The organism is Blautia hominis, assembly GCA_002270465.1.
GTDB lineage: Bacteria > Bacillota > Clostridia > Lachnospirales > Lachnospiraceae > Blautia > Blautia hominis.
This window is the reverse complement of record NQOF01000001.1, coordinates 552,417-576,696: the sequence shown is the minus strand read 5'-3', so window position 1 is coordinate 576,696 and position 24,280 is coordinate 552,417. Positions and strand designations below refer to the sequence as shown.

At 43.4% G+C, this 24,280-nt stretch carries 25 protein-coding genes, 2 tRNA genes and 1 riboswitch; of the genes, 14 read left to right on the top strand and 13 right to left on the bottom strand.

What is annotated here, in order from left to right:
* Positions 1–5 precede the first annotated feature (5 nt).
* The 12 genes from CI595_RS02740 to CI595_RS02685 all read left to right on the top strand — a co-directional run bounded on the left by CI595_RS02740 (position 6) and on the right by CI595_RS02685 (position 12,816).
* A complete protein-coding gene (locus CI595_RS02740) occupies positions 6–980 on the top strand; it encodes a CotS family spore coat protein (RefSeq protein ID WP_095171444.1) in 975 nt (324 codons plus the stop codon).
* A gap of 204 nt (positions 981–1,184) precedes the next feature.
* On the top strand, positions 1,185–2,921 hold the full coding sequence (locus tag CI595_RS02735; RefSeq protein WP_095171441.1) for a phospho-sugar mutase: 1,737 nt from the start codon (positions 1,185–1,187) through the stop codon (positions 2,919–2,921).
* Between the two features lie 182 nt (positions 2,922–3,103).
* Complete coding sequence (locus CI595_RS02730; RefSeq protein WP_018593723.1) at positions 3,104–3,379, top strand: non-specific DNA-binding protein Hbs; 276 nt, start codon at positions 3,104–3,106, stop codon at positions 3,377–3,379.
* Positions 3,380–3,385: 6 nt separating this feature from the next.
* Positions 3,386–3,625: an RNA-binding S4 domain-containing protein gene (locus tag CI595_RS02725; RefSeq protein WP_033143651.1), complete on the top strand. Its 240-nt coding sequence runs from the start codon at positions 3,386–3,388 to the stop codon at positions 3,623–3,625.
* A 163-nt stretch (positions 3,626–3,788) separates the two neighbouring features.
* On the top strand, positions 3,789–4,076 hold the full coding sequence (yabP, locus tag CI595_RS02720) for a sporulation protein YabP (protein WP_095171438.1): 288 nt from the start codon (positions 3,789–3,791) through the stop codon (positions 4,074–4,076).
* A 1-nt stretch (position 4,077) separates the two neighbouring features.
* Positions 4,078–4,566, top strand: coding sequence for a spore cortex biosynthesis protein YabQ (gene yabQ / locus CI595_RS27035; RefSeq protein WP_095171436.1), 489 nt, complete (start codon positions 4,078–4,080; stop codon positions 4,564–4,566).
* Positions 4,517–4,816, top strand: coding sequence for a septum formation initiator family protein (locus CI595_RS02710; RefSeq protein WP_187143990.1), 300 nt, complete (start codon positions 4,517–4,519; stop codon positions 4,814–4,816). The genes yabQ and CI595_RS02710 overlap by 50 nt, the downstream gene beginning before the upstream one ends.
* 120 nt (positions 4,817–4,936) lie before the next feature.
* Complete coding sequence (locus tag CI595_RS02705; RefSeq protein WP_095171434.1) at positions 4,937–6,424, top strand: SpoIIE family protein phosphatase; 1,488 nt, start codon at positions 4,937–4,939, stop codon at positions 6,422–6,424.
* 23 nt (positions 6,425–6,447) lie between these two features.
* Entirely contained in the window at positions 6,448–7,809 is a 1,362-nt protein-coding gene (gene tilS, locus CI595_RS02700; protein WP_243135082.1) for a tRNA lysidine(34) synthetase TilS, read from the top strand.
* Positions 7,802–8,323 (top strand): hypoxanthine phosphoribosyltransferase, encoded by a 522-nt coding sequence (gene hpt / locus CI595_RS02695; protein WP_065542819.1) that lies wholly within the window; start codon positions 7,802–7,804, stop codon positions 8,321–8,323. The genes tilS and hpt overlap by 8 nt, the downstream gene beginning before the upstream one ends.
* Before the next feature lie 27 nt (positions 8,324–8,350).
* Positions 8,351–10,183 carry an ATP-dependent zinc metalloprotease FtsH gene (gene ftsH / locus CI595_RS02690; RefSeq protein ID WP_095171431.1) on the top strand — a complete coding sequence of 611 codons (1,833 nt, stop codon included), beginning with the start codon at positions 8,351–8,353 and terminating at the stop codon, positions 10,181–10,183.
* A 506-nt stretch (positions 10,184–10,689) separates the two neighbouring features.
* Positions 10,690–12,816, top strand: coding sequence for a glycoside hydrolase family 13 protein (locus CI595_RS02685; RefSeq protein ID WP_095171429.1), 2,127 nt, complete (start codon positions 10,690–10,692; stop codon positions 12,814–12,816).
* A 59-nt stretch (positions 12,817–12,875) separates the two neighbouring features.
* Here the strand turns inward: CI595_RS02685 and CI595_RS02680 are convergent, their stop codons facing one another.
* The 13 genes from CI595_RS02680 to CI595_RS02620 form a co-directional block, all read right to left on the bottom strand.
* Positions 12,876–13,223, bottom strand: coding sequence for a hypothetical protein (locus CI595_RS02680; protein ID WP_095171426.1), 348 nt, complete (start codon positions 13,221–13,223; stop codon positions 12,876–12,878).
* Positions 13,224–13,250: 27 nt separating this feature from the next.
* Positions 13,251–14,189, bottom strand: a complete 939-nt coding sequence (locus tag CI595_RS02675) for an alpha/beta hydrolase (protein WP_095171424.1) — start codon at positions 14,187–14,189, stop codon at positions 13,251–13,253.
* A gap of 236 nt (positions 14,190–14,425) precedes the next feature.
* Positions 14,426–15,250: a pentapeptide repeat-containing protein gene (locus CI595_RS02670; protein WP_095171422.1), complete on the bottom strand. Its 825-nt coding sequence runs from the start codon at positions 15,248–15,250 to the stop codon at positions 14,426–14,428.
* Positions 15,251–15,467: 217 nt separating this feature from the next.
* Complete coding sequence (locus tag CI595_RS02665; RefSeq protein ID WP_095171420.1) at positions 15,468–15,788, bottom strand: DUF3784 domain-containing protein; 321 nt, start codon at positions 15,786–15,788, stop codon at positions 15,468–15,470.
* A gap of 308 nt (positions 15,789–16,096) precedes the next feature.
* Entirely contained in the window at positions 16,097–16,675 is a 579-nt protein-coding gene (locus tag CI595_RS02660; protein ID WP_095171418.1) for a DUF1989 domain-containing protein, read from the bottom strand.
* Between the two features lie 149 nt (positions 16,676–16,824).
* Positions 16,825–16,890: a hypothetical protein gene (locus CI595_RS27470; protein ID WP_330397255.1), complete on the bottom strand. Its 66-nt coding sequence runs from the start codon at positions 16,888–16,890 to the stop codon at positions 16,825–16,827.
* Positions 16,891–16,901: 11 nt separating this feature from the next.
* Positions 16,902–17,057, bottom strand: coding sequence for a hypothetical protein (locus CI595_RS25970; protein ID WP_156087454.1), 156 nt, complete (start codon positions 17,055–17,057; stop codon positions 16,902–16,904).
* A gap of 164 nt (positions 17,058–17,221) precedes the next feature.
* Complete coding sequence (locus CI595_RS02650) at positions 17,222–17,674, bottom strand: hypothetical protein (RefSeq protein WP_095171416.1); 453 nt, start codon at positions 17,672–17,674, stop codon at positions 17,222–17,224.
* A complete protein-coding gene (locus tag CI595_RS02645; RefSeq protein WP_095171414.1) occupies positions 17,675–19,027 on the bottom strand; it encodes an aminomethyltransferase family protein in 1,353 nt (450 codons plus the stop codon). It lies immediately after the preceding gene.
* A gap of 216 nt (positions 19,028–19,243) precedes the next feature.
* A complete protein-coding gene (locus CI595_RS02640; RefSeq protein ID WP_095171412.1) occupies positions 19,244–20,461 on the bottom strand; it encodes a PucR family transcriptional regulator in 1,218 nt (405 codons plus the stop codon).
* Between the two features lie 488 nt (positions 20,462–20,949).
* Positions 20,950–21,306, bottom strand: a complete 357-nt coding sequence (locus CI595_RS02635; RefSeq protein ID WP_095171410.1) for a hypothetical protein — start codon at positions 21,304–21,306, stop codon at positions 20,950–20,952.
* 426 nt (positions 21,307–21,732) lie between these two features.
* Positions 21,733–21,818: transfer RNA gene (locus CI595_RS02625), tRNA-Leu, on the bottom strand.
* Between the two features lie 35 nt (positions 21,819–21,853).
* A tRNA-Tyr gene (locus CI595_RS02620) sits at positions 21,854–21,935 on the bottom strand.
* A gap of 200 nt (positions 21,936–22,135) precedes the next feature.
* A riboswitch (cobalamin riboswitch) is annotated at positions 22,136–22,315 on the top strand.
* Positions 22,316–22,479: 164 nt separating this feature from the next.
* Here CI595_RS02620 and nikB point away from each other — a divergent pair.
* Entirely contained in the window at positions 22,480–23,418 is a 939-nt protein-coding gene (gene nikB, locus CI595_RS02615; RefSeq protein ID WP_205728108.1) for a nickel ABC transporter permease, read from the top strand.
* A 1-nt stretch (position 23,419) separates the two neighbouring features.
* Positions 23,420–24,244: a nickel transporter permease gene (nikC, locus tag CI595_RS02610; protein ID WP_095171406.1), complete on the top strand. Its 825-nt coding sequence runs from the start codon at positions 23,420–23,422 to the stop codon at positions 24,242–24,244.
* The last annotated feature ends 36 nt before the right edge of the window (positions 24,245–24,280 follow it).

Below are 24,280 nucleotides of genomic sequence, written 5' to 3'. Positions count from 1 at the left end.
AGGAAGTGTATGATAGGGGTCTCAGCGTACTGGAGCAATACGGTCTGGAAGCAAAATCCACATACCGCGGAAGAGGTGCACTCATCTGCGACACCCAGGCCGGTCTGGTTCAAATCCGTGAGTACAACGGTTCGCCCAGAAAACTTGGCTACCAGGCCAAACTTCTGGAAATCGTAAGCACCCGCAACCAGATCAGCGTGGATTCACTCCTTCCGAATCAGGAAGGCGCATACGTCTCAACCGACAAAGACAACATACCCTATGTTGTAAAGCGATGGTACGAAGGAAGAGAATGTGACACCCAGTCTATGAAAGACATCAAACGCAGCGTAACAGCCCTGGCGAGTCTACATAAAACAATGAAAATGCCGGTCCAGACGCACTATGTCAAAGAGCCGCTTCTCATGGAATATGAAAGGAAAAACAGGGAGCTGCGGAAGATCCGCAAATTTGTCTGCCAGAAACGGCGGAAAAATGACTTTGAGCTCAGGTATCTGGACAGCATTGCCTGTTATCTGTGGCATGCAGAGGAGGCTCAGAGGAGGCTTAACAGCTCGGAGTATGAAGATCTGCGGTGCAGATCCCTGGATGCCGGGGATGTCTGCCATGGGGAATACAACCAGCACAATGTGCTGATGCTGGCACAGAATACGGCTGTCATTAATTTTGACCGCTGGCACTATGATGTCCAGATGGAAGACCTCTACCAGTTTATGCGCAAAATATTGGAAAAGCATAACTGGGATCTGGAGATGGGACGGCAGATGCTTCTGGCCTATCATGAGGAAAAACCTTTGAATGTGCAGGAGTTGGAAAACCTGCGCATCCGTTTTGCCTATCCGGAAAAATACTGGAAACTGGCAAATTACTACTACTCCCACAGCAAGGCATGGATTTCCGAGAAAAACCTGGAAAAATTGGAGAAACTCATAGCCCAGCATGACAATTGGATGAACTTTGTCGAAAATATTTCGGTATAAAGTTTCCGAAAACCCCTGTGCAATGTTTGAATTTTCATCAGTGATAGTGTATAATGTTATCCATAAATGGTCACGGTCCAGCTTTTTGTTTACGTGCAAGGGAGCTGAAACGTGATCCATAAAGGAAGCTGTCCGACAGCCCATAGAGGAGTTGGCGCTTTGGATGGCACTATAAATCAACGTTGCACAGGGAGGTAGTAGAATATGGACTACAAAAAGCTTTATGAGGAATGGCTCTCCAACCCGTATTTTGATGAAGATACCAAAAAAGAGTTGAAAGCAATTGAGAATGACGAAAATGAAATAAAAGAACGCTTTTATAAAGAGCTGGAGTTTGGCACCGCAGGTCTCAGAGGTGTGATCGGTGCAGGGATCAACCGCATGAATATCTATACCGTGAGAAAGACAACACAGGGCCTTGCTAATTACATAGCAGCAGTGGACGGACAGACAAAGGGTGTGGCTATTGCCCACGATTCCCGCCGTATGTCCCCGGAATTTGCCAAAGAAGCAGCGCTGTGCCTGGCTGCCAACGGAGTGAAAGCCTATATTTTTGATTCCCTGCGCCCCACACCGGAGCTTTCCTTTGCTGTTAGAAAGCTCGGATGTATTGCCGGGATCAATATCACAGCCAGCCATAACCCGCCGGAGTACAACGGATATAAGGTTTACTGGGAGGACGGTGCCCAGATCACCCCGCCTCATGATACCGGAATCATGGATGAAGTAAAAAAGGTTACGGATTTCAATACAGTTAAGACCATGGATGAGGAAGCAGCAAAGGCAGCCGGCCTGTATCAGGTGATCGGACAGGAAGTGGATGATGCATACATGGAAGAGCTGAAAAGCCAGGTGATCCACATGGATGCCATCAAAGCCATGGCAAAAGAGCTGAAGATTGTGTACAGCCCTCTGCACGGCACAGGAAATATTCCTGCAAGACGTGTATTAAAAGAGCTGGGATTTGAGAATGTATATGTAGTAAAAGAGCAGGAAATGCCGGACGGTGAATTCCCCACAGTCAGCTATCCGAACCCGGAGGCAGACGAAGCCTTTGATCTGGGCTTAAAGCTTGCAAAAGAGGTGGATGCAGACCTGGTGCTGGCCACTGACCCGGATGCAGACCGCTTAGGTGTCCGTGTCAAAGACAGCAAGACAGGGGAATACCACACCTTGACCGGCAATATGTCAGGCTGCCTGCTGGCTGACTATGAGATTGGCCAGAGAAAAGAGATGAATGGAGGACTGCCGGAGGACGGCGCCATGGTATCCACCATTGTTACCACCAATATGGCCGGTGCTATCGCCAGACACTACGGCATCCGTTTCATCGAAGTGCTGACAGGATTTAAATACATAGGCCAGCAGATCCTGGGCTTTGAGACATCAGGAAAAGGCACCTATCTGTTCGGATTTGAGGAGAGCTACGGCTGCCTCATCGGTACCCACGCAAGAGATAAAGACGCCATCGTGGCAACCATGGCTCTTTGCGAGGCTACCGCATATTACAAGACAAAAGGCATGACACTCTGGGATGCCATGATCGCCATGTATGAAAAATACGGTTACTACAAAGACGATATCCAGTCCATTACCCTGAAGGGAATCGAAGGCCTGGAGAAGATCCAGACCATCCTGGAGAATCTGAGAAAGAATCCGCCGTCTGCCATTGGTGCTTATCAAGTGACCTCCGCAAGAGATTACAAGGCAGATACCGTTGTGGATATGGAGACAAAAGAAGTGAAGGCAACCGGACTTCCAAGCTCCAATGTGCTTTACTATGACCTGACTGATGATGCATGGGTATGTGTTCGTCCGTCCGGCACGGAGCCTAAGATCAAATTATACTATGGTATCAAGGGCATATCACTGACAGATGCAGACGAGAAATCCGCTGCACTTGGACAGGCTGTGAAGGAATTAATTGATAAAATGATGTAAAAAGGGGTATTTGCCCGAAGATTCCAAAAAATTTCCTTGTAAGCGCCATGTATGTGCTTGACAAACACAGGGAAAAAAGGTATAAATAACAGTAGGCTTCCACCGGGTAAGTGGTAAAAAGCCCTATGAGACTATGAAACTTATTGAGAAATAAGGGAGAATTCATTTAGGAGGAAATACTCATGAACAGAACAGAATTAGTTGCAGCTATGGCTGAAGCAACAGAATTATCCAAAAAAGACGCAGAGGCAGCTTTAAAGGCATTTATCGATGTAGTAACTGCAGAGATGAAGAAAGGTGAAAAAGTTCAGTTAGTCGGCTTTGGTACATTTGAAGTATCCGAGAGAGCTGCAAGAGAGGGAAGAAATCCTCAGACTGGCGAGACTATGACGATCGCAGCTTCCAAATCTCCGAAATTCAAAGCAGGCAAAGCATTAAAAGACGCTGTGAACGAATAAGAGAAAATGAGACTTGATAAGTATTTAAAGGTATCCCGTCTGATCAAACGCAGAACCGTTGCAAACGAGGCTTGTGATGCAGGGCGTGTCCTGATCAATGATAAGCCAGCTAAAGCATCTGCGCAGGTGAAGGCCGGTGATATCCTGGAGATCCAATTTGGCAGCAAGAATGTACGTGTGGAAATTTTGGACGTACAGGAAACGGTGAAAAAAGAGGCGGCCAGCGAACTGTTCCGCTATCTTTGAGCAGCCAGGCAAAATCCCATAGAGAGACCGGTTTGGCAGGGATTCCTGCCCGTAACTGTGAAGACACCGGACAGTTACGTGGATCTAAATAAATAAAATCGGTATATTGTTTTTTAACCCCCCATATAATCTTTTGAGAGAGATATATGGGGGATTTGCTATTTTGGAAGAGAAGCAGTTGAAGACCGCACATAAGCTGCAGATGACTGACAGGGAGACAGGAAGCATAACCGGAGTGAAAGATGTGGTCGCTTTTGACGATGGGGAGATCAGTCTGATCACAAGCGCCGGCATGCTGACTATAAAAGGGTCTGAGCTCCATGTGACCCGTCTTGATCTTGATAAACAGGAGGTGGACATTGCAGGCCAGGTGGACAGTCTTGTCTACAGCCAGGGGACGGTTCTAAAGTCCAAGGGCGGGGACGGAATGCTGAAGAGGCTCTTTAAGTAAGATGAGCGGCTATATGCAGCAGGAGCTGCTGTTTTTCTGCAGGACCTTTCTGGCCGGAGTCCTGCTTGCGGCAGCTTACGATATTCTCCGAATTTTCCGGAATGTCATATCCCACAACGATTTTTTTGTAAGCCTGGAAGACCTGCTATACTGGTGCGTGGCAGGCGTTTTTCTTTTCTCCGTCATATATCTGGAGAATGACGGGATCATACGGGTATATGCCCTTGCAGGGATATGCCTGGGCGCACTGATCTATCATTGGGGCTTGAGCGGTTTTCTGGTAAAATATCTTTCCGCTTTTTTGTCAAAGATAAAGTGTTTATTAAAAATACCGCTGAAACCACTACACTACATAAGAAAAAGGTTGAAATTTTGGCTGTCAGGGGTTAAAATTTCCTTATCTAAACAAAAGTCGATACGAAAAGTCAGGAAGAATCAGAATGAGAAGAAAAAAGAAAAAAAGCCTGCAAAACAAAATCGCCATGGCTAGCGTTACATTTGTAGTAGGCGTTTTATTTATAGGATTAATGGCGGAAAGCAGCAGATTAGAAGGAAAAGTAGCACAGTACGAGGCGAAAAAGAGCGAAGTCAGCGCTAAAATAAAAGACGAGGAAGCGCGGACAAAAGAAATTGATGAGCTGAAAAAGTACATGCAGACAGATGAATATGCCAAGGAAGTGGCCAGGGACAAACTGGGGCTTGTGGAAGGAAATCAGATTATCTTTAAAGAGGAAGAATAAGGAACAGATTTTGTCTAAAAGTTTTTCGCTTTTACAGCGTGTTTTTGACAAAGATTGAAGCCAAAAGCATCTATAATACACCTTTGATAGCGATTGCTTATTCAGGGGAGGTAATACCAGATGCAGGAATGGATCATTGCCATGCTCGTGGTCAGCGCCCTGTTGATACTGCGGGACATGGCAAAAACTATTTTTTCAGACATGAAAAAAAGTGCAGCCACTTTGGTGTACGACCAGCATCCACAGAAAGAGAAAATGCAGCGCTATGCACGATCCTTCCAGAAACTTGCAGACAGCTTTTACGGTATGCCATACCGCAAGGACTACTTATCAGGCGGGGAACTGGAGGAACTGGTGGAACAACTAAGAGAGAGACAGTGTAAGACATGCCCGGCAAACCATATCTGCTGGAAACAGCATTCCGTGCAGTCATACCAGAGGGTCTACAGCCTTTTCCGTGTTATGGAGGAAGGGGACGAGGAGAAGCTTCGGGTGGCGAAAACGGAATTGACAGGGGTCTGCATCAATCAGGGCAAGCTTACGCAGGAAATGCAGAGGTTAATGGAGAGAGAACGACAGAATCTGATGTGGAATAATAAACTTTTGGAAAACCGGATCGCGGTTGCAGAACAGTTAGGAGAGATGGCACAGCTTATGAAAGTGCTGTCCAGGGATTTGTTCGACATTGTCCAGACGGACCCTGTATTCCGGGAGGAATTTGCCAAGAGACTGAAAAAGAAGCATATACTTCTAAGGAATGTCTGGATGCTGCAGCAGCCGGACGGGAAAATACAGTATTTCTGCGAGCTGCGCGCAAAGGGACAGGCCTGTATCTCCGCTTCGGAGGCGGGAGCAGTGCTCACCAAAATGTGTGGAAGCAGAATGACGCCCAAGGTGGAGGGCAAGACTCTGATCACAAGGGAGTTCACAGTTGTCCGTTTTGTGGAGGAAGTGAATTTCAAGATGCTGTACGGCGTAGCTAAGGTGACAAAGGAAAGAGAGACCATTTCCGGGGATAATTACATGTGCACCACAGAGGACAACGGCCAGTTTTTCATGTGCCTGTCCGACGGTATGGGTTCCGGTCTGGAGGCCTGCCGGGAAAGTGAGAATGTGGTGGACATGCTGGAACAGTTTGTGGATTCCGGATTTACCGGGGAGACAGCAGCCAGAATGGTCAATTCGGTTCTGAATCTGCAGACCAGGGAAGGAAAGTTTTCCACTGTGGATATCTCCATTGTAGACCTGTACTCCGGTATATGTCATTTCCTGAAGGCCGGAGCAGCCACCACATTTATTAAGAGAGACCACTGGGTGGAAGCCATTTCATCCACAAGCCTGGCCCTGGGACTGGTGCAGCAGGTGGATTATGAATCTACCAGCAAGAAGCTCTACGAGGGTGATTTTATCATCATGGTGACAGACGGGGTGCTGGATGCCCTGCCTCCGGAGAATGCGGAGGATACCATGAAAGAGATAATCCTGCAGACCCACGCAGAAGCGGCACAGGACCTGGGAAGAGGGATCCTGGAGCGGGTGCTGGCCCAGTGCGAGTACAAAGCGATTGATGATATGACAGTGCTTGCAGCGGGACTCTGGAAAAAGTAATGCGGAAAGGATATAAATACCCAATGGACCAAGGAAAAAATATGGAGGAAAAGGTATTTTCTTATATAGAGCAGTACAGGATGATAGAAGCGGGCGACCAGGTGATCGTCGGAGTTTCCGGCGGGGCAGATTCGGTGTGCCTGTTGTTTTTGTTATGGGAGTATCAGAAAAAGGTGCCGTTTTCCGTACAGGCAGTACATGTAAACCATCAGCTGCGGGGCAGTGAGGCAAAGCGGGATGAGGAGTATGTGGTCCGGCTGTGCAGGGAGCTATCCATACCCTGCAGCGTGTATTCTTATGAGGTGGAGCGGATTGCCGGTAAGAGACATATGACGGTGGAGGAGGCAGGACGGGCTGTGCGTCAGCAGGCTTTTAGTCTGGAAGGCAAAAAAGCAGGCGCAAAAAGCACAGCACTTGCCCATCACCGGGATGACCTGGCGGAAACGGTCCTTCATAACCTGGCAAGGGGAAGCGGAGCCGCAGGCCTGGCGGGAATCCATCCTGTGCGCCGGATGGGGGACGGAGTCTATATCCGTCCCCTTTTGTGTGTGGGAAGAAGTGAGATTGAGAGCTGGCTGTTAAAAAAGCACATTGCCTGGATGGAGGACAGCACCAACAAAGAGCTGTCCTATACCAGAAATAAAATCCGGGAAAGAGTCCTGCCGGAGCTTAAGGAAGTCAATCCCCGGGCAGTAGAACACATTGCGAAAGCAGCGCAAACTTTTCTGTCCGTGGAGGAATATCTTGGGCAGCAGGCGGATATGCTTTATAGTAGGTATGTCAGAGGACATGAGGACGGACTTTTCCTTTCAGAGGAGATTTCTGCAGAGCATCCGGTGATGCAGGCATATGTTGTGAAGAGAGTGCTGGCATATCTGGCAGGGGGGGAGAAGGATATCACTTCCGTCCATGTGGAGGAAGCTTTGGAACTGCTGGGGCAAAGGACAGGGAGACAGAAATCCCTGGCACACGGCATTACGGTGCAGCAGTCCTACGGCAATCTTCTGTTTTATAAAAAGGGGGATCGGGAAATTCTCCCAAAAGAGCTGGAATTCCACGTTTTTTCCTGGGAAAACCAGCAAATTCCGGAAAAAAAGTATACGAAATGGTTCGATTATGATAAAATAAAAGGAAACCTCACCGTGAGAAAACGGCAGCCGGGAGATTATCTGACTGTCACCTCCGCGGGAGGAAGAAAAAAATTAAAAGATTATCTGATAGACTGCAAGATTCCCAGGCAGGAGCGGGAGAACCTGACCCTGCTGGCGGACGGGTCCCACATCGTATGGGTGGTGGGCTACCGTATCAGTGAATATTACAAAATTACCGGGCAGACAAAGACAGTAATCAAAGTACAGGTCAAAGGAGAAAAGGAAGATGAGTGAAACAATCAGGCAGCTGATCAGCGAAGAAGACGTGGACAAAAAGATCCGTGAGATCGGAGAGCAGATAAGCAGGGACTATGAGGGCAGGCAGGTGCATTTAATCTGTGTGCTCAAAGGTGGTGTGTTTTTTACCTGTGAGCTGGCAAAGCGGATCAATGTTCCGGTGAGCCTTGATTTTATGTCAGTATCCAGTTATGGAGATGACACCAGTTCCAGCGGTGTAGTCAGGATCGTAAAAGATCTGGATGAGAGTATAGAGGGCAAGGATGTGCTGATCGTGGAGGATATCATTGATTCCGGCAGGACACTGAGCTATCTTATAGAGGTGCTGAAGCAGAGAAATCCTAACAGCCTTCGTCTCTGTACCCTTTTGGATAAACCGGAACGGAGAGTAAAAGACGTGAACGTGGATTATGTCTGCTTTAATATCCCGGATGAATTTGTAGTGGGATATGGGCTGGATTATGCACAAAAATACAGAAACCTGCCTTATATTGGTGTGGTGGAATTATAGTGATATAAGGTGAAAGGAGAACATGACGTGAACAGACAGGCAAAAAGCTGGCTGCCCAGCGTCCTTTTGATCGTTGTACTGGTCATAGGCGGATACTGGATCTTCAGCCGGCAGCTCACAGTGAATAACGAGTACAGCGAGGCAGAATTTAAAGTTGCGGTAGAAAATGATCAGGTTGTGGAAGTGTATATCCATCCCGAGAAAGTAAGTCCTTACGGCAAAGTCAGTGTGGAACTGAAAAACGGGGACCAGGAGCAGTTCAACACAACAGATGTCCAGAAGTTAAGTGATTTTCTGGCAGAAAAAGGGGTAGAACCCAAAGTAGGAGACGTGCCGGGGGACAATACCTTTATGTCTTCCATCCTTCCCCTTATTTTAGTGGGGATCATGGTCATTTTTGTTTTCAATCTTATGAGCCGGCAGATGTCAGGGGGCAGCAATGCCAAGATGATGAATTTCGGCAAGAGCCGTGCCAAGATGACTGTGGACAGTGAAAAGAGTGTCACATTCAAGGATGTGGCAGGACTCCAGGAGGAGAAGGAGGAGCTACAGGAGATCGTGGATTTCCTGAAAAGCCCTCAGAAGTATGTAAAGGTGGGGGCCAGGATTCCAAAGGGAGTTCTGCTTGTAGGCCCTCCGGGAACAGGTAAGACCTTGCTTGCAAAAGCTGTGGCAGGGGAAGCCGGAGTTCCGTTTTTCTCTATCTCCGGTTCGGATTTTGTGGAGATGTTCGTAGGTGTAGGTGCCTCCCGTGTGAGGGATCTGTTTGAGGAAGGCAAGAAGAACGCCCCCTGTATCATATTTATTGATGAGATTGATGCGGTTGCCAGAAGAAGAGGTACCGGTATGGGCGGCGGCCATGACGAGAGAGAGCAGACTCTGAACCAGTTGTTGGTGGAGATGGACGGCTTTGGTGTCAATGAGGGCATTATTGTAATGTCAGCCACCAACCGTGTGGATATTCTTGACCCGGCGATTCTGCGTCCCGGCCGTTTTGACCGTAAGGTTGGCGTTGGAAGACCGGATGTGAAGGGCAGAGAAGAGATATTACAGGTCCATGCCAGGAAGAAACCTCTGGGCGAGGACGTGGATCTGAAAGAGATCGCCAGGACCACAGCAGGCTTTACAGGTGCGGACCTGGAGAATTTAATGAATGAGGCGGCTATCATTACCGCCAGGGACGGCAGATATTTCCTGACCCAGAAGGATATCCGCCAGGCATTTATTAAGACGGGGATCGGAGCGGAAAAGAAAAGCCGTGTGATCTCCGAAAAAGAAAAGAAAATTACCGCATACCACGAAGCGGGCCACGCAATTCTGTTCCACGTGCTGCCGGAGATGGGACCCGTGCACACCATATCCATCATACCCACCGGAATGGGTGCTGCAGGTTATACCATGCCTCTGCCGGAACAGGATGAAATGTTCAACAGCAGGAATAAAATGCTGGAGAACATCATTGTGGACCTGGGCGGCCGCGTAGCGGAGGAGCTGATCTTCGGGGATGTGACGACAGGAGCCTCCCAGGATATCAAGCAGGCCACACAGCTTGCCCGTTCCATGGTCACCCAGTACGGTATGTCGGATAAAGTTGGGCTGATCAATTACGGTTCAGATGAAGATGAAGTGTTCATTGGCCGGGATTTGGCCCACGCCAGGAATTATGGCGAGCAGACAGCGGCTCTGATTGACAGTGAAGTAAAACGCATCATTGATGAGTCTTACGGCAAAGCAAAAGAAATAATCGGTGCACATATGAATGTTCTTCACGGATGTGTGGAGCTGCTGTTGGAAAAGGAAAAGATCGGACGGGAAGAGTTCGAGGCATTATTTCAGGAAAATGTGGTGTCAGAAAGCTAAAATGTAGGTTTGGGGGCAGGTTTTGTACAGATTTCCGAAAGAATAGGAAAGACGTATTTTTGATGGATGTAAAAATGGTCAAAAATTCGTTAAAAATTTATTTAAGATTGTGCACACTTTTTCCGTGCTGCATGGTATTATAATAACTGTAAAAACCCCCCAATACATTATATAGTTTTTGCTACACCCCATAAGAAGAAATACCTTCTCCAAAAGAGGCAGTCGTAAGACTGTCTCTTTTACTTTTCAGAGGGCAGAGCGTAAAGATTCGACTTTTATGGAAAAATTTGTACAAAAAGCGTCAATTTTTGCATAAAAGCATTCGTTTTCAAAAAGTAGTTGTATATGCAGCAAGGGTGGGATAAAATAGATTAATGATGGGAAAGTGTACCCACGACCGGTATTTGATTAGAATTTCGCAGCTATGAGGTTACTGCATAGTTATAGTAATTCAGAAAAAGCAGAGATACAGGACTTTTTCGACTGAATGATGGAGAGGATGCATTATGAATTACGAATATATGAAGAATGCACAGAAAATTCAGGAGTATGTGACCAACATGCGTCCTGCTTTCAATAAACGTGCGGTGTTCAGTGATGAGACAGAAAATTACAGGACACCTTTTGAGCCGGAGCCGGGAGACGTTGTGAATGTAAGGATCCGCACAAAGAAAAATAATGTGGATTTGGTCTATCTGGTATACGAAGACAAGAAAAAAGTGATGGACCTGGCTGACTCCAGGGATGGCTTTGATTATTATGAAGCCAATATTCCCCTTGGTACTGAGACGGTCAGGTATTATTTTGAGATATATACAGGCAAGCTGAATTGTTATTACAATAGGATGGGTGTGGTGCGGGAGATTGACCCACACTATTCCTTTGGCATTGTGCCGGGCTTCAAGACACCGGAATGGGCCAAAGGCGCGGTTATGTACCAGATCTTTGTGGACCGTTTCTGCAATGGCGACATGTCAAATGATGTGGTGACGGGAGAATACTGTTATATTGATGAACATGTCCAGAGAGTGGAGGACTGGTACCGCTGGCCCCAATCCATGGATGTGAGGGATTTCTACGGCGGAGATCTGCAGGGCGTCTGGGATAAGCTGGATTATCTGCAGGGATTGGGTGTGGATGTGATCTATTTTAACCCCATCTTTGTGTCTCCCTCCAATCACAAATACGACAGCCAGGACTATGATTATATTGACCCTCATTACGGAAAGATCGTCAGTGACGGGGGTGATTCTCTTAACTGGGGGGACAAGGATAATTCCCATGCATCCAAATACATTAAGAGGGTGACAGACTACGAGAACCTGGAAGCCAGCAATGCGTTTTTTGCCAGATTTGTGGAAGAAGTGCACAAAAGAGGCATGAAGGTGATCCTGGACGGTGTGTTCAATCATTGCGGTTCTTTTAATAAGTGGCTTGACCGGGAGCGTATTTATGAGCACCAGCAGGGATATGAGAAGGGGGCGTACATCACAGGGGACAGTCCTTACCGCACCTTCTTCCGTTTCCACAATGAATATGACTGGCCGTATAATCAGTTTTATGACGGATGGTGGGGGCATGACACACTACCGAAGCTTAACTATGAGGACTCCCCCATGCTGTACGAATATATTATGAAGATAGCCAGAAAGTGGGTGTCTCCGCCCTATAATGTGGATGGATGGCGCCTTGACGTGGCTGCGGATCTGGGTCACAGCAATGAATATAACCATCAGTTCTGGAGAGATTTCAGACGGAATGTGAAGGAAGCCAATCCAGAGGCGATCATCCTTGCCGAGCATTACGGGGAGGCGAAGTCCTGGCTGCAGGGTGACCAGTGGGATACGGTCATGAACTATGATGCTTTTATGGAGCCGGTGACCTGGTTTTTGACAGGAATGGAGAAGCACAGTGATGAGTACAGTGAGGGGATGTTTGGGAACAGCGACTGCTTTATCAGTGCCATGCAGTATCATATGGCCAGTTTTTACGCGCCTTCCTTAATGACTGCCATGAATGAACTGTCCAACCACGACCATTCCCGTTTCCTTACAAGGACAAACCACAAGGTGGGCCGTGTAGCCCATTTGGGGTCCGAGGCGGCAGAGCATGAGATCAACAAGGCAGTCTTCCGGGAGGCTGTTGTCATGCAGATGACATGGCCCGGTGCGCCCACTATCTACTATGGAGATGAGGCCGGACTGTGCGGATTTACGGACCCGGACAACCGGAGAACCTATCCCTGGGGCAGGGAAGACAGGGAACTGATCCAGTTCCACAGGGACATGATCGCCATTCACAAGGAGAACCGGGAACTGATAGAGGGATCCCTAAAATTCCTGGCGAATGATTACCAGCTTTTGTGCTATGGGAGATTTACGGACAGGGCAAAGACCGTGGTGGCTGTGAATAACAGTGACCAGACCAAGATGGTGGAACTGTCTGTCTGGGAACTGGGTATATCCAGAAGCAGAGAGGCACATTTTAAGCAGCTCATTGTGACAGGAGATTTCGGATACAGCCTTATCAAGAAGATACATGTCTGTAAAGGCGGCGTTGTCCGGATGAGAGTTCCTTCACACGGTGCAATGGTCATTCGATGCGAAGTGGAAAAAAACAGCAGAAATGTATAAAATAAAAAAGTCCGGCTCAACCCTGAGCCGGTCTTTTAAAAATACTGCAGATTGACAGGTTAGATGACATTCTCACCCAGAATTATTTTAGGCATTGTGGTTAAACAGCGATTCCATCGCTTATAAAATTTCTCTACACCAAGCTTAGATACTCTTGCATGAGCTTCTTCATTTTCCAATACCCAGTATAAGACATATGTCACCTTACCAACATTTCTTGTAAGACGAACAGGTAATTCGCCCTCTTTAACCGCATTAAAATCTTTTTGTCGATGAGTACGTTTTATATAGTGTACGTCTATGACACCATCTTGTTTTAAATAAAACGCAGCTACTTCCCTCATTAGTTCCTCAATTTCATCCAACTTGGTTAGTTTTGCTTCATATATACAAATTTCGTTAAACATGAAATACCTCCGTAAAATGGAATTGGTTTAGATAGGGGAACGGCCATAAAACCCTTTCTTCAAAAATAAAATACGTTTTTTAATATTGGTGATTGCTATTTTGGTATTTATGACTGAGTCATATCCATGAATGGTTCCTTTTGTTTCATTTATTTCAACAGTCGCTCCTGCTTCCCACAAGCGCTTTCCATATAGAATGCCTTCATCATGTAAACAATCATATTCTGCGGTTTCGATATAGGAGGCCGGAAGTATTTGAGGTAAACTACTATGCATGGGAGAAGTGCCATATATATCTTTATCTTTTAAATTCTTGCAGTAATATAACCACATTCGTCTGTTGCTCTTTGCGTTCCATAACGGAGTATCCGAAAACTTTTTCATGGAATCTGTCTGCATATCTACATCCGTTACAGGATATACAAGCATTTGAAGACATGGCTGTTTCAACGCTTCATGTTCATAATTATTACAGATCAGTGCAGCAACGGATGCACCGGCACTATCTCCGGCCACCCCAATCTTTTCCTTATCAATACCAAATGCGTCTGAATTTTCCATAATGCATTTATATAACGCCACAACATCATCATATGCTGCCGGATATGGATACTTAGGGGTTAAATGATAATCCGGGTAATAAACCCTGCATTTTACTTTCATTGCATATATACATGCAAGTTTTTTATGATAGGCGGAAGCTTTATAACTGAATGCTCCTCCATGTACATAGATCAAACAGGGCAGCTTTTCTTTTACATTTGATGGCTCAAATATTTCCACCTTAAATTTTAACCCCTTATGTCCTGCAAGAGTAATATGCCGATCAACAACTTCTCTTGGAACCCTTGTTAGATTAAAAGATATAACCCGAAAGATATTGGCACACTTTATGATCATCTTATTATAGGGTACGTTTTTAGCTATTTGCGTTAATTCAGAATTGATCTGTTTTTTGTATTTCATTTATAGACATGTCCTTCTTTTATTCTCTGTAACTATTCAGCACCCTCACAGTTACAGGCAAAAATCCATGCAGAATCGCCTTTGGCGATGGGATTTTTGCTTGGCCGTGGTACACTTTCTTACGGTCAGCGCAGTGAATGCGCAGACCTACTGAATAGTTACTATTCTCTCTACTATTTGCATACTCCAATTATATCACTACAGTGCGGAAAAATCAGCTTGCGTGCAAGGATTCTCTACTTCCATGTAGATGGGTAATCCAAATGATAGGGTAATTTTGTATTACGATTTCCTTTTGCAGAATTCACTTGTCCTTGTGTCAAAAATACGGCTTCACTTAAATCAGCATTACTAAAGTTAGTATCCCTTGTATCAGCGCCTAAAAAAATGGTTCCCTTAAAGAGGCTCTTTTCAAAATTAGCAGCAATTAAAAGCTTTGTGCTAAGGTCTGCTCCACTCATATCCTGTCCCTTGTAATTGCCCCCGAGAAAATTAGCCGGAATTTTTTTGTTTTCACTATGCATACTTTTCTGAAGCAGCTTACACACTTGCTTTAAAATTGTATTCGACCGGTTTCTGTATTGCTCTAAATCTATAGATAAGATATTAGTGGGGCGATAATGGCACATTTTTATATTTTCCTCGATCAAACACTGAATGGATTTTGCTAATGGCTGTGCTGAAACAAGCGACATGGCTTCAATCAAATAATATCTGATTTGATAAAGCTGAAATACTATAACAAAAACATCAAAAATTTCTGCTGCCTGGTTTGGTATGTCATTCCAAGTCCGGCCTTGATAAATAACCTGTGTCACCTGCTGTCCGGCACCGAAGCAGTCATAACCAATACAACCTTTCATTTTCTGCTTTTCAAGCTGCGAATGTATTTTACATCGGTAATCTTTTAATAAATTTGTACATGGCTGACCTGATACTTTATCTTTTGGAAAGCCATCCATTTTTGAAAAATACAGAGCAGTACAACACAATCCGGAACATTTTGAACAGTCAGACCTCATAGGTTCCCACATTTTATCATTTCTTTCATGTATCATCATATACTTTTATCCCCTATAACTTTTAATTTTATCTGTTTCATACCAGTGTACCGGCATAACGTTATTCTTTTACTATAAGAACTAAATATAAAGTGTTTTATGGTGCACAAAAATTTTCAAAAAAAGGAAACGCTGCATGATCAACATTTCCTCTGCTACATCATCACGGTTTCGGTGTTAGAAAGTCTTCAACGTTTTTCGGCTACAAATATAGAAGTCATTTTTCACTTTTATGACGTTTAATAAGGAGTAAGAAAAAAAGAATCAGCCATAATACCCAAGCAATCAAACATCCAATTCCAACAAAATAAATATCTATTATAGCTCCAAACAAAAAAGGGATTGCCATATATATCATTCTTTTTCCATAAAGCCTGCACATTCCCTTCTCATCATATTGTTTACGTTCTTCAGTCGACCTCGTATTATAGCCAGATAGGAAATTGGCACCTTTTCCGTTTGATTTATAAAATAAAATACCTATTATAAACATAGTCATAGACATTCCTATATCAAAAAGAATACAAAAAAGTCGCATAGTTTTTCCTCCATAAATTTCAGTTTCGCTTAACTTCCATTACTCACAGTATAATTCTATTTTGCAAAATATGCAATTGAAAAGGAACAGGAGACTTTTTCGTAACAATTCTTCTGTATTTAATTCAAAATGTCCATATTCAAGTTCATTACTTTATTTCAGTCATAAAATTTGGTTCTAAATGTTTCAACTGCTTTTGACAGGAACAATCTTGCTACCCTCAGCCACCTGATGGGATACAGTGAGACAGTAGCCAAGGGTGTTCAAAAAGTGTTCAAAGATATCTATCGCGCACATCTGGAATTGTTTTAATCAACAACAATTTTGACAGAAGAACATCTTCCACTATTGCACTTACTTTCAGAAACACTACAAGCGGCAACTCCCAGTGTAATATCCATTAGTGCTTTTAAGACAATTTTGTCACCTGCTTTTGAAATAGGTTCTTCCACTGAAATACTGCCATCGGTGTTGATTTTTGTGTGCATGAACAAGTTGACAGGGGTAATAATAGCACGTTGTTCTTCAAGCACCCTATTGATATTGTCAAAGCAGTTTGGGTGTTCTCCGCCATTATGGTAGAAAAATTCATACATTTCCCTCCGGCAACATGGGTGAAGCATATCGTGTTCTCCAACATCATCAGAAAGCACTTTCATCATTGGGTGGTATAGATTTGTATAAATAATATCTCCAATATTCAATTTCAAAGATTCATTACAATCAATCGTCACTCCGGTCGAAAGAAATTCATTTGCATTTCCATTCACTTCAGCAAAAAAGTCTACTACTTGACCACCTTCAATATCAATTACTGTAATACTTTGACCTTGCTTAATATCAATTTTCATTCCTGAACACGCCGGAATTGTATACTCTTTACTCATTATATTTGCCCTTCAATTTTTCAATTTGTTGACTTCCATTACACACAGTATAATTCCATTTTATAAAATACACAATCAAAAAAATACAGGAGCCTTCCTATCTCTGCATTCCCCTTTATTCACTCCATGCCAATAAAAGCAACAGTTTACTATTCTTTTACATAGCAAATCAATTCTCCAACTTCACACTCAAAGTAATCACATAGCTTGCAGATTAGATTTGCGTCTAGTCTTTGAAATTCATTTTTGCAATATCTGTTAAAAATGTTTCATTGACAAATATTCCGCTGGCTAACACAGTATTATATAACGTCACAATATACACCATAATCCACGCGGTTACTGCAGTAAAAAATATTGCGTCTCCTTTTGTTTTTTGCATTTTCTTCTCCTCCTATTTCCATGCAAACAAAAAACACTAAATACCGCCGAAACCATCAGACATAGGTCTTAGCGCTATTTAGTGTCATTGTTTTCCAATATTCTTTTCGTCGTCGATTATAACAAATTGGTTTTCGTATTGTCAATATTTTGGGTATAGTGATATTATCTGCTTTTTGCAAGTTTAAACGCTAAATTCATAATACTGTCTCCTATAAACAGTAGAAGAGGTACACAGATCACAAAAAAATATGGTGCCATTAAAAACATATCTGGAAGTACCATCATGATTGTTGCTCCTCCTAAAATACATCCATTAAAAATAGTCATTAGCGGGCACATATAGAGAAGGATTATTCCCATCAAAAAACAATTAAAAATCACTTTATAAAGAAATGTTCCTGGTTTAACAAACATTTTAGTTAGTATCTCGCTGATTTTTCCGCCGGGTATAATTATTCCCATAATAGTGCCAATGATGGTTGACGATAGAAAGCCAATCGGAAATTGGGACCAATCTATACTTCCGTTATTAATGACATTTCCAATAATTGTCAATACAACACCAAAAAAAATACCATTAAGAAGACTTGAGTATAATTTGACTTTCCATTGCATCTATTCGGCTACCCCACATGGGACAGTGCCTAAGTCATAATCTTTGTTATCAACTAAATCAATGTAAGGGTAACGGGTAATGGTTGCTCGAACATTTTTAATTTTACCTCCAAAATCACCCCATTGGACATATACTTCCGCGCCTTTTTTAATTTTATCAATATCAAGAATCGTTTCGCTGATAGTGGTATGATACCAGGAACTATATACTGGTACTGCTGAAATGCCAATCACATTGCCATCTGCATCGCATACATAGTTCTGGTGGTCACCAGCAAATTCATTCACTCCAGAAGGCATTTCCATATATTTATACGGATCGTCCGTAAACTGTGATGCGTATATATCAACAATATCCTCTTTATTCCACTCCAGTGTTACAATTTTACGCTTCGGATGCTGCACTTCTTCTTGTAACGCTTCTTTTCCAACAAAGTCGTGATTAAAATCTGCCATCCATGCCCAATCAACTTCTGCAGCGGATCGGCATCTTGCTCTGTTATCCTCCGGATCAACAGAACCGTTATTTCTTGGCTCATATGTAAACATTTTCATGCACATATCCGCATACCATGGTTCATAATTATAAGACTGCATGAAAGAACATGCCATCTGTGGATATCCACCAAATGTATGATTTACGTGATAATCACGAGCCCCTAAACGTTTCAGGCCATCCTGTTGACCTTTTTCATAAGCCATTTTGTATACTGTGGGTCCCCATTCTGCATCCCCTCGAAGCTCATAGGCCAGGGTACCGGACATTCCAATACGGCATACTTCAAACTTTGCATCAATTCCCGGAATGGTAACTGGGCGAACCTCCAGAAATTTCACATCATGAAGATTTGTCTGTGTTACACGCTCAATTACAGTAAGAGAACGCGGTCCAGAAAACTGAAAAACAAATTGATCTATCTGTGTCATTTGTACATCATATTTGCGCTTCCGCATTAGCATCATTAGCGGCGTCACATCACATGCGGTAGCTCGGAATGAATCTTCTGCGTCACGAACAAATAAGCCATGATTCATAATTAATCCATTATTGTCAAGCTGTACCAAATGCTTACAACGTCCAATTTTCCATTTCCATACATTATTAATAGAGGCATCTGATATGAGCTGCTGTGCATCAACCCCAGTAAAAACTACTGAGTTATTAGAAATGCCTGCATGAATATAGGTTCCCTCAAAATAAGCTCTGGAACTTTCAACCCATGTTGCGTTCTCATCTCCCTCCCATAATACGAGCTTATTAAGCCAACGCATATAAACCTCGTTGCGGGGGAAAATCGGTTCGTAGGTAAGTAGATTCTGGTTAAATGACGGTATCTTTTCAATCTTGTTCATGTAAAAACTCCTTTCGTACGAAGCAGATGTGTAAATATTTATAAAAGAAACACCTGCAATATATGTGATATGGGAATCATATCATTCATTTCGCACAAAAACCACGGCGTTATACATGAATTAACCAGGCTATTTTTGTTCTAATAGCACAAATCAAGTTGGATACAGATAAGCATGTAGCAAATCAGAATGCAAATGTCCACTTTACTTATAAGTTTAGCGAAAAGGGAGCACTCCCAGTAATGAAAGGGAAATTATCAGTTGAATACACGTATCATCATCATTCAAATTCAGATCTGTCAATTCTATAATACGATCCAAACGATAATACATAGAATTCTTATGCACTTTCCGTAATTCAGCAGCTCGTGTAACATTACGTCCGCAGCTTAAGTATGCAGCCAAATCTTGCAGCCTTTCCGAATTTGAAGTTTCGCTTGTTTCTAGAAGTGGTAAAATTTCCGGGAGAATCATTCCTTCTGCCGACATGTTGTTTGCTGCCACCGTCTGTTCTAATAGAAATGGACCTGTAACATCATCAAAATATTTGATAATACCCTTTGTTGATTTTTTGTTTAGCCGTACTGCTGCATCTGCCTGAAGATACCCATCATGCATAGAGAGGGTAGACGCAAAAACACGACTAATTCCACATGTCGTATAATCTCTATACATATATCTAAGCGATCTTTCCTCTATAGCTTCATTTGTAAGTGTGCCATCTAAAATACGGACACAATCATTTTTATAAATAATTCCAAAAGATAATGGAAACTGTGCGCTCAATTGGGCGTCAAGGATAGACATATTTACTGTGCGCTCTAATCCATTAGGTCGTACAATCAAAATACGCATTTTAGGAGGTAACATCTGATTTAAAATTTTAAAATGTGTACGCACTATTTCATCATTATAATTATCATCCAGATTTCCATCAAGCAATTCAATAAGCAAAGGAGCATATTTATGATAATCATTATTTGGTTTATTTATCTGCTGCAATGTAAATGCAATCGTTTGGCATATAAAAGGCAATAATTCTTGACTTTCTTTTGTAAATGCGCTCTGACAATCCGCTACCAATATATTTCCAAGTACCTGATTTTTCAAACGCACTCTGGCTGCAATCCAGTTTTCCTGAATACCTGTAATATTTCCACATACAGGAGAATCACTTGCATAAATATCTCTAAAATATCCTGCACTATTTGCTTCTTCCGCAACTCTCATTTTTTCTTCATTATTACATTCGATCCAGTTAAACACTTCTGGAAATAAATTACATGAAGAGCTTTTGCATACCAACTGTAGCGATTGATTTGAAAATACAAAAGGATTGCCCAGCAATTCAGAACATTCGTCCATGACATATTGCAATCCTTTTCCACTTATAATCATCTCAAACAATTTTGCCTTATAGTCTACATCATTCATTTTCCTTTTCTCCTAACCCCATATACATAGTATCTTAACACAAATCTCTTCACCATGTCTCACTTATCATACGGTTATTTCCCATAAACCTAAAATTTTCTGATTCCGTTTTAGGCTACCACTTACGCCAAAGTGATGTCAGATCGTAACTATTCAGTAGGTCTGCGCATTCACTGCGCTGACCGTAAGAAAGTGTACCACGGCCAAGCAAAAATCCCATCGCCAAAGGCGATTCTGCATGGATTTTTGCCTGTAACTGTGAGGGTACTGAACAATTACGTCAGATCCTTTATAGACCATATAAAGAAATATTTCTGAATATCAAAAAAACCTTGATTTCTCAAGGCTTTTTCAAATGCCGCAGACAGGAATCGAACCGTTTCAAGTAATCACAAATACTGATAGAAAGAGGATTTGAAGACTACATCGCGGTCCGGGTGTTCAAAATGTGTTCAAAGATATCTAGCGTACAAACTGCAATTGTATGATTAAATCATTACTAACAGTGGACTGATTAACAATAACGCAATAAAAATGATTGACATCCATTTTCCTATAATCGCATACAAATGATTTTTATTCTTTAAAGCTAATACCAAAGCCGGTAATACGAATATAAGAGAATAATATGCAGTATAATGAATACCTTGTCCTTTATTGTCAAATGTAACTATAGAAAAAGTATTTACAATCTGTTCATTGTTTCCATTCGACCATGTCGGTAAGTTAAAATTACTTAAAACTTTATCTCCCAAACAAAATCCAAAAATATTGTAACTCCAAATAAGTGCAATTATAACTAACAATAATGATATTGAACCTATACCTATTTTTCTTTTTGACATTTTGATTTTCCTTCCTGCATGCTTTACTAAGACTTCTAAGTTTTATAAATTTTAATTTGTTTGACTTCCACTACTCACAGTATAATACGATTTTATAAAATGCACCAGGAAAAAAGGTACAAGAGACTAGAAAAGAATAACAGACAACACTTTTGCAATTGTGCTGTCTGCTATTTTCTGTATACTTTCCACATATAGTTCTTTCTTTGACGGAAATAATCTCACAACCCTTAGTTATCTAATGGGGCATAGTGAAGTAGCAACTACTCTCCACTATCTGAGAAATGTCAACAAGGGGGAAAATAATATGCTTGCTTTTCAGAAACTTGGGATTTCATTATAAAGTGTTCAAAGGTGTTCAAACTTTTAGAGACAAAAAAATAAGAGAAACGCTGTAGATTCAACGTTTCTCTCATTTTTTCTCAATGCCGCAGACCGGAATCGAACCGGTACGGGTATCACTACCCACGGGATTTTAAGTCCCGGGCGTCTGCCAGTTCCGCCACTGCGGCAAAAGATATCGGATAGGCGAACCTATCCGATAAAATGGACGGTGGTGGATTCGAACCACCGAAGCAATTTGCAGCAGATTTACAGTCTGTCCCCTTTGGCCACTCGGGAAACCGTCCATGATATTTATGAATATGTCAGCAACTCTCTCTGACAAGATATTATTATAACAGGTTTTTACCGGATTGCAAGGGCTTTTTTAGCTTTTATTTCAAAAAGGGCTGTAAGAGACTGAGTGATAAGAGTTCCATCTATAACAAATTGTGATACATAAAAAGTTGCATTCCCCTGATATTCAAGTATAATAAGGACTTAGAGAATGATCATACAGGATATAAGTTGCTGATACAGCATGAAAAGAGAAACCGGTGTAAGTCCGGTACGGTCCCGCCACTGTGACAGGGAGCGCTCAGATGTTATGCCACTGGACAAGCGTCCGGGAAGGTATCTGGGGGCGTTGAACTGGAGTCAGGAGAACTGCTTATATCTTTGAGATGTTTCACACGGCTGATGGGAACTCTTGAAATAACGGCAGGATTCTGCGTTTTTTTATATATTTTGAGAGTAGGGACAGTCTGTGCATCAGGCTGTCCTTTTTTTGCGTCGGAGGTGCCGCAGTTATTCGGTACGAAATGGCTGCATATAACAATGGAGGTAAAAAAGTTGAATAAGAAAAACGTAGGCAGAAGACTGCTCCAAATTGTGATTGTATTGATAGGAATCAGTTTTTTTACATTTGGGCTCACCTATCTGTCCCCAGGTGATCCGGCGGAAATCATGCTCACAGAGTGCGGCAATGTGCCCACGCCGGAGCTGCTGGCAAAGACAAGGGCTGAACTGGGACTGGATAAACCATTCCTGGTACAGTACGGGACCTGGCTGAAAGGAGTGGTGACAGGGGATATGGGCACCTCTTATTCCATGAAGGTCCCTGTGGTGGAGAAACTGGTATCCTGCTTCTGGCCCACATTTGAACTGGCCTTGGCCTCTCTGGTCATCATGGTGCTGGTGTCTGTACCGCTGGGCATCTTATCGGCAGTATATCAGAATAAATGGGTGGATTACCTGGTGAAGGGCCTGACGTTCTTTGGTGTGTCCATTCCCAACTTTTGGATTGGGCTGATTCTGCTGAGTGTCTTTGGCGTGACGCTTCGGTGGGTATCTGTATCAGGAGGAAGCACGGATTTCAAATCCCTGATTCTCCCCGCTGTGACACTGGCGATCGCCATGTCTGCGAAATATACCAGGCAGGTCAGAATAGCTGTCCTGGAGGAACTGAATCAGGACTATGTGACGGGCGCCCGTATGCGGGGTATCAAAGAGAGCACCATTCTATGGAAGCATGTGCTGCCCAATGCCATGCTGCCTCTGGTAACATTGCTGGGACTCTCCCTGGGAAGCCTTCTTGGGGGAACTGCTGTTGTGGAAATCATATACAACTGGCCGGGTATGGGAAGCATGGCGGTAAAAGCCATATCCTGCCGTGACTATCCCCTAGTGCAGGGCTATGTACTGTGGATCGCGCTCCTCTATATGGGGATCAATCTGCTGGTAGACCTTTCCTATAACCGATTGGACCCCAGACTAAAGGAGGAACAGTGATTTGAAGGTTTTGAGGTTTTTGAAGAACAATAAACAGTTTACAGTCTTTCTCCTGCTGGCTGCCGCCATTGCCGCAGTTGCAGTTTTCGCCCCATGGATAGCACCAAAAGATCCATATGAGGCTGTGATGAGTGATTCTTTGCAGGGGCCGGGCGGTGACTATGCCTGGGGGACCGATAAACTGGGGAGGGATGTGCTCTCCAGAGTCATCTATGGGACCAGGTCATCCCTGACAATGACCCTGTGTCTTGTGGCTGTGATTTTTTTGGTGGGAACCACACTTGGCATACTGGCAGGATATTTTGGAGGGATTGTGGATGCTGTGATCATGCGGATTGCCGATATGATGATATCCTTTCCCGGTCTGGTGCTTGCCATTGCCATTGCAGGTCTTCTGGGGCCCAATATGGTAAATGCCGTAATTGCCATCTCCGCAGTGAGCTGGACTAAGTACGCCAGGCTCTCGCGGAGTATGGTCCTCAAAATTAAAAAGAATTTGTATATTGAGGCTGCCATTGTAACAGGTACAAAAAGAAGCAGGGTCATCACTAAATACGTGATTCCCAATATGATCACAACCATGCTGGTGACTGCTGCCACGGATATTGGAACCATGATGCTGGAGCTTGCGTCCCTGTCTTTTCTGGGATTCGGAGCCCAGGCTCCCACGCCGGAATGGGGATTGATGCTCAACGAGGGCAGAACTTACATATCCAAAGCCCCCTGGCTCATGATTTATCCCGGTATTGCAATCGTAACGGTAGTGGTTGTTTTCAATATGCTGGGTGACAGTATCCGGGATATCCTGGATCCGAAACAAGAGTAAAGGCAGATGTAACAGAGGTCACAGATGCCGTAAATA